This is a genomic window from Nocardioides sp. JCM 18999 (assembly GCF_055391175.1).
Genome location: NZ_AP043887.1, coordinates 3,349,835 through 3,364,230, shown reverse-complemented (window position 1 = coordinate 3,364,230; position 14,396 = coordinate 3,349,835). Strand labels below are relative to the sequence as shown.

Sequence of the window (14,396 nt, the reverse complement as noted above, 5' to 3'; positions counted from 1 at the left end):
TCAGGTCGTCGAGGCCGACGGCGAGCAGATCGTGGTGTCGGTCGACGCAGTCACCGACGCGGCGCCCGGGCCGACCTTGGTGAACTTGTCGCCGACCACGACCACGACGCCGACCTGCTCGATCGCTGTCTGAACCACGCGGACCGCGCCGAGCCGGGAGGCCACCAGCGCCACCGCCGGGCTGTCCGGGTCGTCGGTCCAGATCTCGACGGTGGTCACCCGGTTGGTCGAGGGTGCGTTCGCGGACTCGCCGGCGTTGAAGCCCTGCGAGGTGAACTCCTCCATCGTCCGCCCGGCGAGCCCCTGGCGCTTGCCGGCGTTCAGCACGCTGATCGTGACCTGCGCCGGGGTGACCTGATCGCCCGCCCGGACCGGGGTCTCGGTGCACAGCGCGGTGGTGTCGTCCGGGGCGATCCCCGGAAGCGGTGCCGTCACCTTGCTCCAACCCCATGACGCGGCGAGCAGGAGTCCTGCGAGGAGGACGCCGATCGTGAGGGTGGTGCGCAGCGCCGGGTTCATCGCATCGTCAGACTCCGTGAACCCGCGCGTGCAGGACGTGGCGTTGCTGCAGCGCCGCCCGCAGCGCGCGGTGCAGCCCGTCCTCGAGGTAGAGCTCGCCGCGCCACTCCACGACGTGGGCGAACAGGTCGCCGAAGAAGGTCGAGTCGTCGTCGAGCAACGTGTACAGCTGGAGCGTGTCCTTGGTGGTGACCAGCTCGTCGAGCCGGATCTGGCGCGGAGGGATCGCGGCCCACTCCCGAGCGGACAGACCGTGCTCGGGATAGGGGCGAGACTCGCCGACGCGTTTGAAGATCACGTCTCGACCCTAACAACGCGGTGGATCCGGGCGGGAGAGCCCAGCCAGGAACCGCACGCCGCCCCGGCCGAGGTCGACGATCCCGTGACCCGGCTGACCGGCCGGTACGTCGCCCGCGAGCCGCCGATCGATCAGCGAGTCGAGCGGGTCCGGGAGGCGCAGCTCGATCCGGGTGCCGAGCAGGTCGCGCAGGGCCGGCCGGACGTCGGCCCAGCGGGAGGCGGTGAGGACGAGAGCGAGCCGCTGGTCGGCGGCCGCGGCCCGGACCAGGGCGTCCTCGAGCAGCGGGTGCTCGGCGCGCAGCACGCCCCAGTCGTCGACCAGCAGCACCGCAGCGGTCGCGCGGGCGCGGTCGACCAGGTCGGGGTCCGGGCTGCGGGCGTCGAGGTGGAGGACCGGCCGGTGCCCGCGCGCGGCGGCGGCGCAGCCAACGGTGGCGAGGAGCGTGGTCTTGCCGCTCCCGGGACCACCGATGATCGCGACGTGCCGCAGGTCGTGCGGCAGCAGGACGGGGGTGCGCTGGACGGGGTCGTCGGTGACGCCGATCGGCAGCTCTGCGCCGGCCGTGGTGAGGAGGTCGGCGAGGACCGGCGGTGTCGTGAGCGGTGGCAGCCAGAGCGGGACGGCTGCCGGCGCTCGGCGGCGCTCGATCGCCCGCAGCGCGGCGGTGGTCTCGGCCGCGGTGAAGGGCTGCACCCGGAAGCGGTGCGGGCTGCCCGGGCCCGTGCGCAGCAGCGCCCAACCGGGGTCGCGAGGCAGCGCAGCGGCGTCGGGTCGCCCCAGCAGCGCCCGGGAGTCGGCCTCGGTGAAGGTGCGCAGCGCGAGCCGCCAGGACAGGTGCGAGTCCAGCTCGCGCAGCCGGTGCTCGTCGAGCCGCTGGCTGGCCAGCACCAGGTGCAGGCCGAGGGAGCGACCGAGGCGGCCGATCCGGACCAGCACCTCGAGCAGCCCCGGATGCTGGGTGAGCAGCTCGCTGAACTCGTCGATCACGATCACGAGGGGGACCGGGACCGATCCGTCGCGCAGCAGTCGTTGCCGGTGGTCGACCTCGTGGTCGAGGGCGTGGCACACCCGGGTGATCAGGCCGGGCGAGCTCTCCAGGTTGGTGACCAGGCCGACGCAGTGCGGCAGGCCTTCGAGGTCGCCGAGGCCGGTCCCGCCCTTGAAGTCGAGGCCGAGCAGCCTCAGTCGATCCGGCGGGAGTCGCAGCGCGAGACTCAGGACGAGGGTGCGGAGCAGCTCGGACTTCCCGGCGCCGGTCGCGCCGACGATCACGCCGTGCGGTCCGACCCCGCCCAGCGCCGCCTCACGCAGGTCGAGCGTGACGCCCGGCGCGAGCGCGGCTGCGAGCGGGGCGAGCTCGGACGCGGTCGTGGACGCGGTCGGCCAGGTCGGATCCGTCCACCGCCCCTCCCGCGGTACGACGGCTCCGTGCCGCAGCCGCAGCACGGCTCGGGCCGCCAGCACCCGACAGACGGGGTCGACCTCCGGCATCGACGGCACCGTCCAGTCGGCGGCCGGTGCGAGGTCGGCCAGGGCGGCGGCGTAGTCGCTGCGGAGACGGTCCAGGTCACGCCGGCGACGACGGAGCTGCACGTCGAGCTGGGTCAGCGCCGCCAGCCCGGTGCCGGCCATCAGCAGCAGCGCCAGACCGGGGTGGCCGAGGCTCGCGCTCATCGCGCCGAGCGCGATCAGGCTGACCAGCATCGGGGCGAGCTGGGCGAGCAGGGTGGCCCAGCCGCCGTCGTCGGGACGGCGCGACTCCGGCAGCGGCAGGTCGGGCACGGGCCGACGCTAGGTCGGCATCCGTTCGCGCATCCGAGAGGTGGCGGGGCCTGTGGACAAGCCCGCCCGTGCGGCGCGACGGGGTGCGATGGTGGACCCGGGCGACGACCCGACCGCGGCCTCTCGGGTCGCAGACAGGAAGCACCGATGACGCCACATCTCACCGGCCAGACGGCCGGAGCCCTGGCGCGGGCCGCGGCCCTCACCCTCGCCGCCCGGACCGACCTGGAGGCCGAGCTGCACCGCCTCACCGGGCAGCTCTCGTTCGCGCCGACGCAGTGGGACGGTGCCGGCGCCCGCGCCTTCCAGGCCGCGTTCCTGGCCTGGTCCGACCAGCAGCGCCGGGTGCTGGCCGACCTGCAGTGGCTGCACGACCAGCTGGTCGCGGTCGACCAGCTCAACGCGGCGACCGATGCCGCCCAGGCGGCGACCTTCGCGGTGCCGGCCACGCCGGGGGGTGCCGCATGAGTGGGTCGCTGGTGGTCGACCACGCGGTGCTCGTCGAGGCGGCCGCCACCCTCCAGCGCGGCGTCGCCAGCACCGAGGCCCGGCTCGACCAGCTCCGGCGCGAGCTGGCGCCGCTGGAGGGGGAGTGGTTCGGGCAGGCCCAGGCGGCCTGGCGGATCGCGCAGGACCGGTGGAGCCTGGCCGAGTCCGAGATGCATCGGGTGCTGGCCGATCTCGGGGTGCGTCTGACCGCGGCCCAGGAGGCCTACCTGGATGCGGACCGTGCCGGGGCCCGTGCGTTCGGATGAGCCTGCTCGACCCGGCCGACGTCGATCCGGCCGAGGAGGTCGCCCGGATCGTGGCGGCCGAGTCCGGCTGGGTCCCGCACTGGCACCGGATCCTGGTCCGCACCGCTGCGGTCGGGATCGTGAGCGCGGTGCTGCTCGGACGGTGCGGTCCGCCGGAGGCCGCGGTGGTCGCAACGTCTGCGGCGCTGGTGAGCCGGATCGGTCCCTGGGTGGTCGCCGCCGCACTGAGGAGGAGGGCGACCCGCGGGCCGGTCCGGTCGGCCCGGGAGCGGCTGCTGCTCCTCACCGCAGCGGCGGGTCTGGTGACGTTGCTCAGCGTCGTCGCCGCGGTGCCGTCGCCGCCAGCCGTGGCGACCTGCGTGTGCGCGGCCGCCGTCATCGTCGCGCCCCACCGCTCTGGGGCCGGGCTCGGCGCGCTGCTCGGTGAGGTGGTCGAGGCACTGGCCTTGGTGGCACTGCTCCCCTGCCTGGCGCTGGCCACGCGGGGGTGGTGGTCCTGACCGCGCGCGAAGCCCTCGCGGTCGCCGTGTGGGAGGTCCGGCGCATCACCACGGCGCTGGGCGAATCGACCAGCGGCCTCCGGCCACTGCTCCTCGGAGCGGTTGTCGCCGCCCTGATCGTTGTGCAGATGCACAATGGCTGACCGGCAAGTCTGCGCACAACGACGGTGACGGTGCGGCGGTCGAGGGCGCAGGCTGAGTCGCATGGCGACGTACAACCTCAGTGGCGAGGCGAGCGGCACGGTCCCGGCGGGGAGTGTCGCGCAGTGGACGGACAAGAAGCGCTACCTGTGGCTGATCGGCCTGGTGGTGCCCTCGCTGGTCTTCGTCGCGATCGGTGGCGCGGCGCTGACCGGGGTCGGCGCGTTCTACTGGACCGGCCCGATCGTGGTGCTGGTCGTGGTGCCGCTGATCGACCTGGTCGCGGGCCGCGACGGCACCAACCCGCCCGACGAGCTGATCGAGGCGCTGGAGAACGACCGCTACTACCGCTGGATCACCTACGCGTTCCTGCCGATCCAGTACGCCGGCTTCGTGTTCGCGCTCTCCGTGATCGCACGCGGCGACCTCAGCACGGTCGACCAGATCGGGTTGGCGATCACGATCGGGGCCGTCGGCGGGATCGGGATCAACACCGCCCACGAGCTCGGTCACAAGAAGGAGAGCCACGAGCGGTGGCTGTCCAAGATCGCGCTGGCGCAGAGCTTCTACGGGCACTTCTACCTCGAGCACAACCGCGGCCACCACGTCCGCGTCGCCACCCCGGAGGACCCGGCCAGCTCGCGGATCGGGGAGACCTTCTACGCGTTCTGGCCGCGCACGGTCAGTGGGTCGCTGCGCTCGGCGTGGAACCTGGAGAAGCGCCGGTACGCCCGCAAGGACACCCACCCGTTCCACCTGGGCAACGACGTGATCAACGCCTGGCTGATGTCGGCGGTGCTGTGGACCGGCATCTGCCTGTGGCTGGGGGTCGGGATCCTGCCCTTCCTGCTGATCCAGGCGGTCTTCGGGTTCTCGCTGCTCGAGGTGGTCAACTACATGGAGCACTACGGGATGCTGCGGCGACGAGTCGGGACCGGCGACCGGCAGCGCTACGAGCGGGTCGCGCCGTCGCACAGCTGGAACTCCAACAACCTCGCCACCAACGTGCTGCTCTACCACCTGCAGCGGCACAGCGACCACCACGCCAACCCGACCCGGCGCTACCAGGCGCTGCGCGACTACGAGGAGTCCCCGGTGCTCCCGACGGGGTACGCCGGGATGATCGTGCTGGCGCTGTTCCCGCCGCTCTTCCGGCGGGCGATGGACCAGCGCGTGGTCGACCACTTCGGCGGCGACCTGCGGCTGGCCAACGTGCAGCCCGGCAAGGAGTCGCAGCTCTTCGACCGCTATCCGGTGCCGGGTCTCGAGTCCGGTGACGACGCCCACGACGACGTCACCCGCCAGGAGCTCGCCGATGACGTGCTCGCCGCGCGCTGCCCGGGCTGCGGCTACGTCTACGAGGTCGCCGAGGGCAACGAGCTCGAGGGGTTCGCCGCCGGGACCGCGTGGCGTGACGTCCCCGACGACTGGTGCTGCCCCGACTGCGGGGTGCGCGAGAAGGTCGACTTCATCCCGCTGACGGAGTCACTCCGATGAATCACCCCATCCAGATGCTCGCTTCGCTCCGCTCTGGACAGGGACCCCGATGACCCGGCTCGTGGCCGACCTCGGTCTCTGCGAGGGGATCGGGATGTGCGAGGCCCAGGCGCACGAGTACTTCCAGGTCAACGACGACGACCAGGTCGAGCTGCTGCGCGACGAGGTCGCCGAGGCCGATCGCAGCACCGTGCACCGCGCGGTCGAGAGCTGCCCGGTGTTCGCGCTCAAGCTCCTCGAGGCGTGACACCAGCGCCACCTCGGGGGGCAGACGTCACAGCTCGATGACCTGCAGCGCCAGCAGCAGGTCGCCGAGCCGGTGCTGCACCGGCCGTCCGAGCAGCTGCTCGACCTGCCCCATCCGGTAGCGGACCGTGTTGCGGTGCACCCCGAGCCCGGCAGCGACGGCCTCGGCGCCACCCGGGGCGGTCAGCACCGCCTGGACGGTCTCCCGGAGCACGGCGTGCTGCGGGTCGGCCAGGGGACCGAGCACCCGATGGGCGAACCGTTCGGCGGCGGCCGGGTCGGCACTGAGGAGGACGAGGGCCGCCACGTCGTCGTACGTCGTCACGGGGCGCGGCCGACGGAGCGCGACCTCGATCGCGGCGCGGGCCTCGGTGTGGGCGAGCACGAATCCGTCGAGGCCGGGATGTGGTCCGGCCAGCGTCAGCCGCAGCGTCGGATCGAGGTCCAGGTCGGTCAGGGTCTCAGCGGTGGGCGCGGACGCGGCCGGGATCCAGCCCCAGACCTCACGCCCGGTCGAGCGCACGACCAACGGAGCCCGGCTGCCGAGCCGCGCGGCCACCCGCACCAGGGTCGGCTCGAGCAGCGCGAGCGCGTCCGGTGTCCGCGTGCTCAGCACCAGGGCGAGGTGGGAGTCGGTCAGCGGATATCCGCCGAGGGCCGCCGACAGCGCTCGCGGGTCGGCGGCGGCGGTGTCACCGGTCAGCAGCTCCTGCACGGCCTCGAAGCGTTGCGCCTCGCCGCGTTGCCGGATCCGGGTCGCCTCGGTCTGGTGCCGCAGCAGCGACTCCTCGACGCTCGAGTCGAGCCAGGCCGCCGCCTCGGTCCAGAAGACGACCAGGAGCTCCTCGTGGCTCAGGCCGGTCGGCGCCTCCCGGACGATCCCGGTGGCGTAGGTCCACGACGCACGCTGGGCCGCGCGGTAGACGGCGAGCAGCAGCGTGACGTCGAGGTGGCGGCGGGCGAGCTCGTCGGCCAGCTCGGCCGCGGTGGGCGGCAGCCGGTAGGGGCTCTGCGTCTCGAGGTGGTCGAGGAAGGCCCGCCAGTGCTCCTCGATCGCGCCCTGGATCGGCTCGGCGAGGTCGGGCATCGCGTCGACCGCGGGGACGTCGGTCCGGATGGCCGCCCACGTGCGTGCCACCCACGCCTCGACGTGCTCACTCGATCGCTCGGTGGCGATGAAGTCAGCCAGCCAGGCATCGATCGACGTCATGGCAGGGTCCGTGGCGCGGTCAGGAGGGCCAGTCGGTGATCGTGTCGAAGCCCTCGGCCTCGCCGTGCTTGCGCAGCCAGGAGGCGACGTACGGGCACTCGGGGATGATCCGCTTGCCCTGCTGCCGCACGTCGTCGAGGGCGAACGCGACCAGTCGGCCGGCCAGTCCCTGGCCGCCGTACTCCTCGGAGACCTCGGTGTGGACGAAGTCGAGGTGGGTGTCCTCGAGGGGGACGTACTGGGTGAACCCGATGACCTGGTCGCCCTCGCGCTCGTCGTCGCGGATCTCGTAGCGACGCTGCTCCGGGGCGTGGACGAAGGTGATCACGGCTGTCTCCTCGGGATGACGGTGGTCGGCAGGGCGGGGGCGGGCAACGGGGGCTCCGGGTCCTCGGCGGGGAGGCCGAACGCGGCGGCCGCGACGGCGTCAGGATCACCGTCGATCTCGGCCTGCCAGCGCACCCGTGCGGCAACGATGTCCTCGTGGCTGCGGCCGACGAAGTTCCACCACATCACGATCGGCTCCTCGAACGGCGGGCCGCCGAGCAGGATCAGCCGGGTCCGCTCGGATCCGGCCTCCAGGGTGAGGACCTCAGCGCCGGGAGACCGGAAGCCGAGCTCGTGGGCCGCCAGCGGCTCACCGTCGACCTCGACGGCGCCGTGGTCGACCAGCACCCCCAGCTCGAAGGTCGGGTCGACCTGCAGCTCGAGCGCCGCACCCGGCTCGAGGATCAGCTCCGCGCCGAGCAGCGGCGTGTACGTCGCCACCGGACTGGTCTCGCCGAGCAGCGATCCGAGGAAGACCCGGGCGCTCCAGCCGGCGCTGCGCCGCACGGGCGGGACGTGGTGCTGGAAGCTGCGTGCGACGAACCGGGCGTGGTCGGGCAGCGCGACCCAGAGCTGGACGCCGTGCAGGATCTCGGTCTCGGGGGTGGAGCGCTCGGAGTGACTGATCCCGGAGCCGGCGGTCATCAGGTTGACCTCGCCGGGGCGCACGATCGCGTGGTTGCCGGCGCTGTCGCGGTGCTCGATCTCGCCGGTGAAGAGCCAGCTGACCGTCTGCAGGCCGATGTGCGGGTGCACCGGCACCTGCATCCCACCGGTCGCGGCGACCGGGTCGGGTCCGTAGTGGTCGGCGAAGCACCAGGCTCCGATCAGGCTGCGCTGGCGCTGCGGCAACGTGCGCCGCACTCCCATCGCCCGGGGTCCGCCGAGCGGGACGTCGCGGGGGGTGAGGACCTCGATCACATGCGCGAGCCTACGACGTCGGTGCTTGGCGTCTACGGTGGTGCCGACACGACGATCCGAGGAGCCGAGATGAGCTGGTCCGAGCAGGACATTCCACTCCAGGACGGCCGCACCGCCGTCGTCACCGGCGGCAACGGAGGCCTCGGGTTCGCCACGGCCCGGGCGCTCGCCGCCGCCGGCGCCACCGTCGTGATCGCGGCCCGCAACCAGGCCAAGGCCGAGGCCGCCCGGGCCGCCATCGTCGGCGCCACCCCGGCGGCTGCGGTCGAGATCGTGCCGCTGGACCTGTCCGCCCAGAGCTCCGTCCGTGAAGCCGCCGCTGCCGTCCTGGCGGAGCATCCGCGGATCGACCTGCTGATCAACAACGCCGGCGTGATGGCCACGCCCGAGGGCCGCACGGTCGACGGGTACGAGACCCAGCTCGGCACCAACCACCTGGGCCACTGGACCTGGACCGCCGACCTGCTGCCCGCGGTGCTGGCCGCTCCGGCCGGTCGAGTGGTGACGCTGACCAGCATCGCCCGGTTCCAGGGGCGTCGCCTCGATCCAGCCAACCCGTTCCTGGAGGGCAACTACTCGGCCTGGCGGGCCTACGGGAACTCGAAGTACGCCAACCTGCACTTCGCGATCGGGCTCGACCGGCGGTTCCGGGCCGCTGGGGTGCCGGCGATCGCGGTCGCCGCCCACCCGGGCCTGACCAACTCGGACCTGCAGGCCACCACCCAGGAGGCCGGCGGCGCCGGTCTGATCGGCACGCTCAGCCACCTCGGCGCCGAACGGTTCGGGATGCGGGTCGAGCGCGGTGTGCTGAGCCAGCTGCGAGCGGCCACCGATCCGACCGTGACCGGAGGGACGCTGTACGGCCCCGTCTTCGGGAGCTTCGGAGATCCGATCCGGAAGCCGATCGAGCCGTTCGGGGTGGACGAGGCCGTCCGACGGCTGTGGGCGATCTCGGAGGAGGCCACGGGCGTCGCGGTCGAGGTCCCACCCACGTCCTGAAATGCCGAATGGCACCGCTTGCGCGATGCCATTCGAACCTGCGGACCCGGGGGGATTCGAACCCCCGAGGGCTTGCACCCAACACGGATTCCAGCCGTGCGCCATAGGCCACTAGGCGACGGGTCCGTGGAGGAGGTTACCGGCGTCACCGGGGGAGGACGAAATCGCCTCCGCGCAGCCCCGCCCCATCCAGGCCCGCAACCACTAGCGTCGAGGCGTGGACTTCACGCAGCTCGCCGTGATCGGAGCGGTCGCGCTGCTCGGGCCGCTGCTCGCCACACCGACCGCGTGGCGGCTGCCCGTGGTGCTGGGGGAGCTGCTCGCCGGGATCGCGCTGGGCGCGACCGGGATCGGCTACCTCGACGCCTCGGAGCCGACGTTCCGCTTCCTGGCCGAGGTGGGCTTCGCCCTCGTGATGTTCGTCGCGGGCACGCACGTCCCGGTCCGGGACCCGCGACTCCGAGCCTCGATGGTCGCCGGGCTGGTCCGCGCGGTGCTGGTGGGTCTCGCGGCGGTCGTGCTCGGCTGGGCGCTGGCCGAGTGGATCGACCTGCCGCACGGGGCGTTGTACGCCGTCGTGATGGCGTCGTCGAGCGCCGCGATCGTGCTCCCGACGATCGACTCGCTGCACCTGCCCGCAGCATCGGTGGTCGACCTGGTGCCCCAGGTCGCGATCGCGGACGCGACCTGCATCGTGCTGCTCCCGCTGGCGATCGACCCGGACCACGCCTGGCGTTCAGCGGTGGGGACCCTGGCGGTGCTCGGCGCAGCCGCCGTCGTCTTCGGGCTGCTGTGGTGGCTCGAGCGCACCGGGGTGCGGAAACGGGTCCACCGGGTCTCGGAGCGCCGGCTCTTCGCCACCGAGCTCCGGATCCAGATCGTGATCCTCGCCAGCCTGGCCGCGCTGGCCGTGGCGACCCACGTCTCGATCCTGCTGGCCGGCTTCGCGTTCGGGATCGCGGTCAACGCGATCGGGGAGCCGCGTCGGTTGGCCCACCAGCTGTTCGCGCTGACCGAGGGCTTCTTCGGGCCGATCTTCTTCGTCTGGCTGGGAGCCTCGATCCAGGTCCGGAACCTGGCGACCCATCCGGAGATGGCGTTCCTCGGCGTCGCGCTCGGAGTCGGTGCGGTGCTCGCCCACCTGGTGACCCGCCTCGTGGGCCAGTCGCTGCCCCTGGGTCTGCTGGCCGCGGCTCAGATCGGGGTGCCGAGTGCTGCCGTCACGATCGGGGAGGAGCAGGGCCTGCTGGCCGCCGGTGAGGGGGCCGCGCTGCTGCTGGGCGCGTTGGTCACGATCGGCGCCGCCGTACTCGGGGGTGTTCTGGCCGGGCGTGGGAGTGAGGCCGGATTGGAGACGCCGCGGCTGGATGCCTAGACTCTGGGCAACCCCCCGTGTGGCGTTATCTCGCCGAACCTCCCCAGGGCCGGAAGGCAGCAAGGATACGTGAGCTCTAGCGGGTACGCGGGGGGCCTTTTCATGCCCTGACGCATGCCGACGCCGAGCTCCTCGCAGCCCGTCGAATGAAATTTCATGAATCCGGAATGGATCTCTGTTTCCCGGGGTTACTACTGATACAGAAGCACCTATCTGATCAGGAGAACATCATGTCCTTGCTGCGCCTCGACTCGTCCGTCCTCGGCCCCTACTCCTCCAGCCGCGCGCTGACCGACTCGGTCGTCGCCACCTGGTCCGCCGAGCACCCGGGAGCCGACGTCGTCACCCGCGACCTCGCCGCCAACCCGGTCCTGGCGACCTCCTGGATCGCTGCGGTCAGCGGCGGCCAGACGCCCGCCGACCAGCGCACGCCCGAGCAGGTCGCCGGCCTCGCGCTCGCCAGCGAGCTCTTCACCGAGCTGACCTCGGCCGAGACCATCGTCGTCGCCACCGGTCTGTACAACTGGGGCGTCAACCAGCTGATCAAGTCCTACATCGACCAGGTCATCGTCGGCGGCCAGCAGGCCCAGGCCGAGGGCTTCCTTGTGGGCAAGGACGTCGCCATCGTCGTGACCCGTGGTGGGTACTACGGCGAGGACGGCCCCAAGGCCGGCTGGGACCACGGCATCGACTACCTGGTCCGCATCTTCGGTGAGGTGTGGGGCGCCAACGTCACCATCGTCGAGCGTGACTTCACCCTCGTCGGTGTGAACCCGGCCCTCGACGGCTTCGCCGAGCAGGGCGCCGCCCTCAAGGCCGCCGCCGAGTCGCGGGCTGCCGAGGTCGGCAAGGAGCTCGCCGTCTCCTACGCCGAGCGCGTCTCCGCCTGATCGCATCTCGATCCGGTTCATTCGTCGTACCATCGCTTGCCCAGGAGAAAGGAGTGGAGATGACCGAGCACCAGCCGACGAGCTGTGACGCTGCGCTGAGCTCCGCCTTCGCCATCCTGGGCAAGCGCTGGAACGGCCTGATTCTCAGCGTGCTGGCCGACAGCGGCGCCGGATTCGCTGATCTGTCCCGCGGTCTGGGCTCCCAGATCAGCGACTCGATGCTCTCGGGCAGGCTCACCGAGCTCGCCCAGATGGGGCTGATCGAGCGCCAGGTCTCCCCCGGTCCGCCGGTCTCGGTGCGTTACACCTTGACCGATGCCGGGCGCGCCCTCCTGCCCGCGTTGAACGCCCTGGCCGACTGGGCCCGCCTCCACCTGGAACCGAACCGCGACGCACAGCCTGCGGCTGGCTAGGGTTGCGGGGTGGAGTCACCCCTCGCGCTGTATCGCCGCTACCGGCCGGAGACCTTTGCCGAGGTGATCGGCCAGGATCACGTCACCACGCCGCTGCGTGCGGCGCTGGCGAACAACCGGGTCAACCACGCCTACCTCTTCAGCGGCCCGCGCGGCTGCGGCAAGACGACGTCGGCCCGGATCCTGGCCCGCGCACTCAACTGCGAGAAGGCCCCGATCGCCGACCCGTGCGGCGAGTGCGACTCGTGCCGGGACCTGGCTCGCGGCGGTCCCGGCTCGATCGACGTGATCGAGATCGACGCCGCCTCCCACGGTGGCGTCGACGACGCACGCGACCTGCGCGAGAAGGCGTTCTTCGCGCCGGTGAAGTCGCGTTACAAGGTCTACATCATCGATGAGGCCCACATGGTCTCCACCCAGGGCTTCAACGCGCTGCTCAAGCTCGTCGAGGAGCCGCCGCCGCACCTGCGCTTCATCTTCGCCACCACCGAGCCGGAGAAGGTCATCCCGACCATCCGCTCGCGCACCCACCACTACCCGTTCCGGCTGATCCCGCCGCGGCTGCTCTCGGGCTACCTCTCCGAGATCTGCGCCGCCGAGGGCGTCCAGGTCGAGCCCGCCGCGCTGCCGCTGATCGTCCGCGCCGGCGCGGGCTCGGCCCGCGACACGCTCTCGGTGATGGACCAGCTGCTCGGTGGTGCCGGCACCGACGGTGTCACCTACGAGCTGGCCTCCGGGCTGCTCGGGTACACCCCTGACTCGCTGCTCGACGAGGTCGTCGACGCGTTCGCCGCGCACGACGGCGCCGCGGTGTTCGGCGTGGTCGACAAGGTGATCGAGACCGGTCAGGACCCCCGCCGCTTCACCGAGGACCTGCTCCGCCGCCTGCGTGACCTCGTCATCGTCGCCGCCGTACCGGGTGCGACCGCCTCCGGCCTGATCGACGTCTCCGAGGAGGCCGGCGAGCGGCTCGAGGCCCAGGCCCGCCGCTTCGGAGCCTCCGAGCTCTCCCGCGCCGCCGACCTGGTCGCGGTCGGGCTGACCGAGATGCGCGGAGCCACCGCCCCCCGGCTGCTGCTCGAGCTGATCTGTGCCCGGGTGCTGCTGCCCGCCACCGGCCCTGACGGCCTCGGCGCCCGGATCGACCGGCTCGAGCGCCGCCTCGCCGTCGGCGGGGAGATCGCGATGCCCGCCCCCGGCCCTGCCGCGCCCGCTCCGGCTCCGGCTCCGGCTCCGGTGACAGCTCCCGCCCCGGTGGCTGCCCCTGAGCCCGCCGCCGCGCCGGTCACTGCTGGTCAACGTCCTGCCGAGCCGGCCCCGGCCCCCGTTTCACCAGCAGTTACCCCTGAGGCGGCGGCCCCTGCTGCCCCTCCGGCCCCAGCCGCGCCGGCAGCGCCCGTCGCACCGGCAGCCCCGGCAGCTCCCGCTGCCGCCACGGCCCCCGCGGGGTTCGGGGCGGTCGACGTCCGACGGGTGTGGCCGGAGATCGTCGAGGCGACCAAGTCGATGCGCCGGTTGGCCTGGATGCACCTCACCCAGAACGCGCAGGTGCTCGGCCTCGAGGGCGACAACCTCACCCTCGGCTTCATCAACGAGGGCGCCCGCAGCTCGTTCGCCAACGGCGGCTACGACGAGATCCTCAAGCAGGCCGTGGTCAACGTGGTCGGCGCGCAGTGGACGATCACCGCGATCGTCGCCCCCGGTGCCCAGCCCGGCACGATCGGCGGCCCGAGTACGGCGTCCGCGCCGGCGAGCCCGCAGGCCGCCCCCGCGCCCGCCGCGCCGGCCACCCCCGACTTAACTGCTGGTCAACGCCCCTCCGAGGCACCCCCGGAGCGGCCTTCGCCAGCAGTTAACCCGGCGGTCGAGGCGGCGCGTCAGCAGATCGTGGCCCAGGGCGAGCAGGCACCGCCGCCGCCGTGGGACGACCCGGCCGAGCCTGACTGGGTCTCGGCCGACGCCGCGGCCGGGTTCGACGACGCCGTCACCGACGACGTCGTCGACAGCGAGGAACTGCTCCGTCGTGAGCTCGGTGCGACCGTCATCGAAGAGATTCCGCACGACCAGTGACCGGCACATCGGGTCGGGCAGTGGAAGAATCGACCCATGACTGAGAACCCGTTCGGTGGCTTCGACCTCAACGCCCTGCTGGGTCAGGCCCAGGCGATGCAGGCCAGCCTGGCTGAGGCCCAGGAGCGGCTGGCCGAGGCGACCGTCACCGGCACGGTCGCCGGCGGTGCCGTCTCGGTCACCGTGAGCGGCATCGGCGACCTCGTGGGCGTCGACCTGCGGGCCGGCGAGTTCGACGGCTCCGACGCCGACAGCCTGTCCGACCTCGGCGACCTGATCGTCGCCGCCTACCGCGACGCCAAGGCGCAGGCCGACTCGCTCGCCACCCAGAGCCTGGGCCCGCTCGCCGGCGGCCTCGACTCGTTCCTCGGCGGCGACAGCGACGTCAGCGGCCACGGCGACGGCCCGGGTGAGCCGCCGCTGAAGCTCGGCTTCTGAGCGGAGGGGCAC

18 protein-coding genes, 1 tRNA gene and 1 other RNA gene are annotated in these 14,396 nt (G+C 72.5%); 13 read left to right on the top strand and 7 right to left on the bottom strand.

What is annotated here, in order from left to right; all coding sequences use genetic code 11:
- From ACZ5J1_RS16725 to ACZ5J1_RS16715, 3 genes are read right to left on the bottom strand one after another with little or no spacing between them, the layout of a single operon-like run.
- Complete coding sequence (locus tag ACZ5J1_RS16725; RefSeq protein WP_464560668.1) at positions 1-519, bottom strand: LytR C-terminal domain-containing protein; 519 nt, start codon at positions 517-519, stop codon at positions 1-3.
- A gap of 7 nt (positions 520-526) precedes the next feature.
- Entirely contained in the window at positions 527-817 is a 291-nt protein-coding gene (locus tag ACZ5J1_RS16720) for a type II toxin-antitoxin system VapB family antitoxin (protein ID WP_464560667.1), read from the bottom strand.
- 9 nt (positions 818-826) lie between these two features.
- Positions 827-2,602 carry an FtsK/SpoIIIE domain-containing protein gene (locus tag ACZ5J1_RS16715; protein ID WP_464560666.1) on the bottom strand — a complete coding sequence of 592 codons (1,776 nt, stop codon included), beginning with the start codon at positions 2,600-2,602 and terminating at the stop codon, positions 827-829.
- Between the two features lie 147 nt (positions 2,603-2,749).
- Here ACZ5J1_RS16715 and ACZ5J1_RS16710 point away from each other — a divergent pair, with 147 nt between their 5' ends.
- From ACZ5J1_RS16710 to ACZ5J1_RS16685, 6 genes are all read left to right on the top strand, one after another.
- Positions 2,750-3,070, top strand: coding sequence for a WXG100 family type VII secretion target (locus ACZ5J1_RS16710; protein ID WP_464560665.1), 321 nt, complete (start codon positions 2,750-2,752; stop codon positions 3,068-3,070).
- Entirely contained in the window at positions 3,067-3,357 is a 291-nt protein-coding gene (locus ACZ5J1_RS16705) for a WXG100 family type VII secretion target (RefSeq protein WP_464560664.1), read from the top strand. Before ACZ5J1_RS16710 ends, ACZ5J1_RS16705 begins: the two co-directional genes overlap by 4 nt.
- Complete coding sequence (locus ACZ5J1_RS16700; RefSeq protein WP_464560663.1) at positions 3,354-3,857, top strand: hypothetical protein; 504 nt, start codon at positions 3,354-3,356, stop codon at positions 3,855-3,857. The genes ACZ5J1_RS16705 and ACZ5J1_RS16700 overlap by 4 nt, the downstream gene beginning before the upstream one ends.
- Complete coding sequence (locus ACZ5J1_RS16695) at positions 3,848-4,000, top strand: hypothetical protein (protein ID WP_464560662.1); 153 nt, start codon at positions 3,848-3,850, stop codon at positions 3,998-4,000. The genes ACZ5J1_RS16700 and ACZ5J1_RS16695 overlap by 10 nt, the downstream gene beginning before the upstream one ends.
- 61 nt (positions 4,001-4,061) lie before the next feature.
- Positions 4,062-5,495 (top strand): fatty acid desaturase, encoded by a 1,434-nt coding sequence (locus ACZ5J1_RS16690; protein ID WP_464560661.1) that lies wholly within the window; start codon positions 4,062-4,064, stop codon positions 5,493-5,495.
- A 49-nt stretch (positions 5,496-5,544) separates the two neighbouring features.
- Complete coding sequence (locus ACZ5J1_RS16685; RefSeq protein ID WP_464560660.1) at positions 5,545-5,742, top strand: ferredoxin; 198 nt, start codon at positions 5,545-5,547, stop codon at positions 5,740-5,742.
- Positions 5,743-5,769: 27 nt separating this feature from the next.
- On the opposite strand, the gene ACZ5J1_RS16680 is transcribed toward ACZ5J1_RS16685, so the two are convergent.
- From ACZ5J1_RS16680 to ACZ5J1_RS16670, 3 genes are read right to left on the bottom strand one after another with little or no spacing between them, the layout of a single operon-like run.
- Positions 5,770-6,951: a PucR family transcriptional regulator gene (locus tag ACZ5J1_RS16680; RefSeq protein ID WP_464560659.1), complete on the bottom strand. Its 1,182-nt coding sequence runs from the start codon at positions 6,949-6,951 to the stop codon at positions 5,770-5,772.
- Positions 6,952-6,970: 19 nt separating this feature from the next.
- Positions 6,971-7,279: a GNAT family N-acetyltransferase gene (locus ACZ5J1_RS16675; protein WP_464560658.1), complete on the bottom strand. Its 309-nt coding sequence runs from the start codon at positions 7,277-7,279 to the stop codon at positions 6,971-6,973.
- A complete protein-coding gene (locus tag ACZ5J1_RS16670; RefSeq protein WP_464560657.1) occupies positions 7,276-8,199 on the bottom strand; it encodes a pirin family protein in 924 nt (307 codons plus the stop codon). The genes ACZ5J1_RS16675 and ACZ5J1_RS16670 overlap by 4 nt, the downstream gene beginning before the upstream one ends.
- On the opposite strand from ACZ5J1_RS16670, the gene ACZ5J1_RS16665 reads away from it, so the two are divergent.
- The gene (locus ACZ5J1_RS16665) at positions 8,200-9,198 is read left to right on the top strand and encodes an oxidoreductase (RefSeq protein ID WP_464560656.1); all 999 of its coding nucleotides are present in this window, start codon (positions 8,200-8,202) and stop codon (positions 9,196-9,198) included.
- A gap of 41 nt (positions 9,199-9,239) precedes the next feature.
- On the opposite strand, the gene ACZ5J1_RS16660 is transcribed toward ACZ5J1_RS16665, so the two are convergent.
- A tRNA-Ser gene (locus ACZ5J1_RS16660) sits at positions 9,240-9,324 on the bottom strand.
- Between the two features lie 91 nt (positions 9,325-9,415).
- Here ACZ5J1_RS16660 and ACZ5J1_RS16655 point away from each other — a divergent pair.
- From ACZ5J1_RS16655 to ACZ5J1_RS16630, 6 genes are all read left to right on the top strand, one after another.
- On the top strand, positions 9,416-10,573 hold the full coding sequence (locus tag ACZ5J1_RS16655; protein ID WP_464560655.1) for a cation:proton antiporter: 1,158 nt from the start codon (positions 9,416-9,418) through the stop codon (positions 10,571-10,573).
- 9 nt (positions 10,574-10,582) lie between these two features.
- An RNA gene (ffs, locus tag ACZ5J1_RS16650) (signal recognition particle sRNA small type) lies at positions 10,583-10,673 on the top strand.
- A gap of 130 nt (positions 10,674-10,803) precedes the next feature.
- Positions 10,804-11,463, top strand: coding sequence for an FMN-dependent NADH-azoreductase (locus ACZ5J1_RS16645; protein ID WP_464560654.1), 660 nt, complete (start codon positions 10,804-10,806; stop codon positions 11,461-11,463).
- A 59-nt stretch (positions 11,464-11,522) separates the two neighbouring features.
- Positions 11,523-11,876 carry a winged helix-turn-helix transcriptional regulator gene (locus tag ACZ5J1_RS16640; RefSeq protein ID WP_464560653.1) on the top strand — a complete coding sequence of 118 codons (354 nt, stop codon included), beginning with the start codon at positions 11,523-11,525 and terminating at the stop codon, positions 11,874-11,876.
- A gap of 9 nt (positions 11,877-11,885) precedes the next feature.
- Positions 11,886-13,946, top strand: coding sequence for a DNA polymerase III subunit gamma and tau (locus ACZ5J1_RS16635; protein WP_464560652.1), 2,061 nt, complete (start codon positions 11,886-11,888; stop codon positions 13,944-13,946).
- A 36-nt stretch (positions 13,947-13,982) separates the two neighbouring features.
- Positions 13,983-14,384, top strand: coding sequence for a YbaB/EbfC family nucleoid-associated protein (locus tag ACZ5J1_RS16630; RefSeq protein WP_464560651.1), 402 nt, complete (start codon positions 13,983-13,985; stop codon positions 14,382-14,384).
- Positions 14,385-14,396: the final 12 nt, after the last annotated feature.

Bases quoted from the DNA above. Each gene is read 5' to 3' on its own strand.
- ACZ5J1_RS16680 (WP_464560659.1), bottom strand. From the start codon at position 6,951: ATGACGTCGATCGATGCCTGGCTGGCTGACTTCATCGCCACCGAGCGA.
- ACZ5J1_RS16705 (WP_464560664.1), top strand. From the start codon at position 3,067: ATGAGTGGGTCGCTGGTGGTCGACCACGCGGTGCTCGTCGAGGCGGCC.
- ACZ5J1_RS16685 (WP_464560660.1), top strand. From the start codon at position 5,545: ATGACCCGGCTCGTGGCCGACCTCGGTCTCTGCGAGGGGATCGGGATG.
- ACZ5J1_RS16725 (WP_464560668.1), bottom strand. From the start codon at position 519: ATGAACCCGGCGCTGCGCACCACCCTCACGATCGGCGTCCTCCTCGCA.
- ACZ5J1_RS16690 (WP_464560661.1), top strand. From the start codon at position 4,062: ATGGCGACGTACAACCTCAGTGGCGAGGCGAGCGGCACGGTCCCGGCG.
- ACZ5J1_RS16700 (WP_464560663.1), top strand. From the start codon at position 3,354: ATGAGCCTGCTCGACCCGGCCGACGTCGATCCGGCCGAGGAGGTCGCC.
- ACZ5J1_RS16665 (WP_464560656.1), top strand. From the start codon at position 8,200: ATGCGCGAGCCTACGACGTCGGTGCTTGGCGTCTACGGTGGTGCCGAC.
- ACZ5J1_RS16710 (WP_464560665.1), top strand. From the start codon at position 2,750: ATGACGCCACATCTCACCGGCCAGACGGCCGGAGCCCTGGCGCGGGCC.
- ACZ5J1_RS16640 (WP_464560653.1), top strand. From the start codon at position 11,523: ATGACCGAGCACCAGCCGACGAGCTGTGACGCTGCGCTGAGCTCCGCC.
- ACZ5J1_RS16645 (WP_464560654.1), top strand. From the start codon at position 10,804: ATGTCCTTGCTGCGCCTCGACTCGTCCGTCCTCGGCCCCTACTCCTCC.
- ACZ5J1_RS16630 (WP_464560651.1), top strand. From the start codon at position 13,983: ATGACTGAGAACCCGTTCGGTGGCTTCGACCTCAACGCCCTGCTGGGT.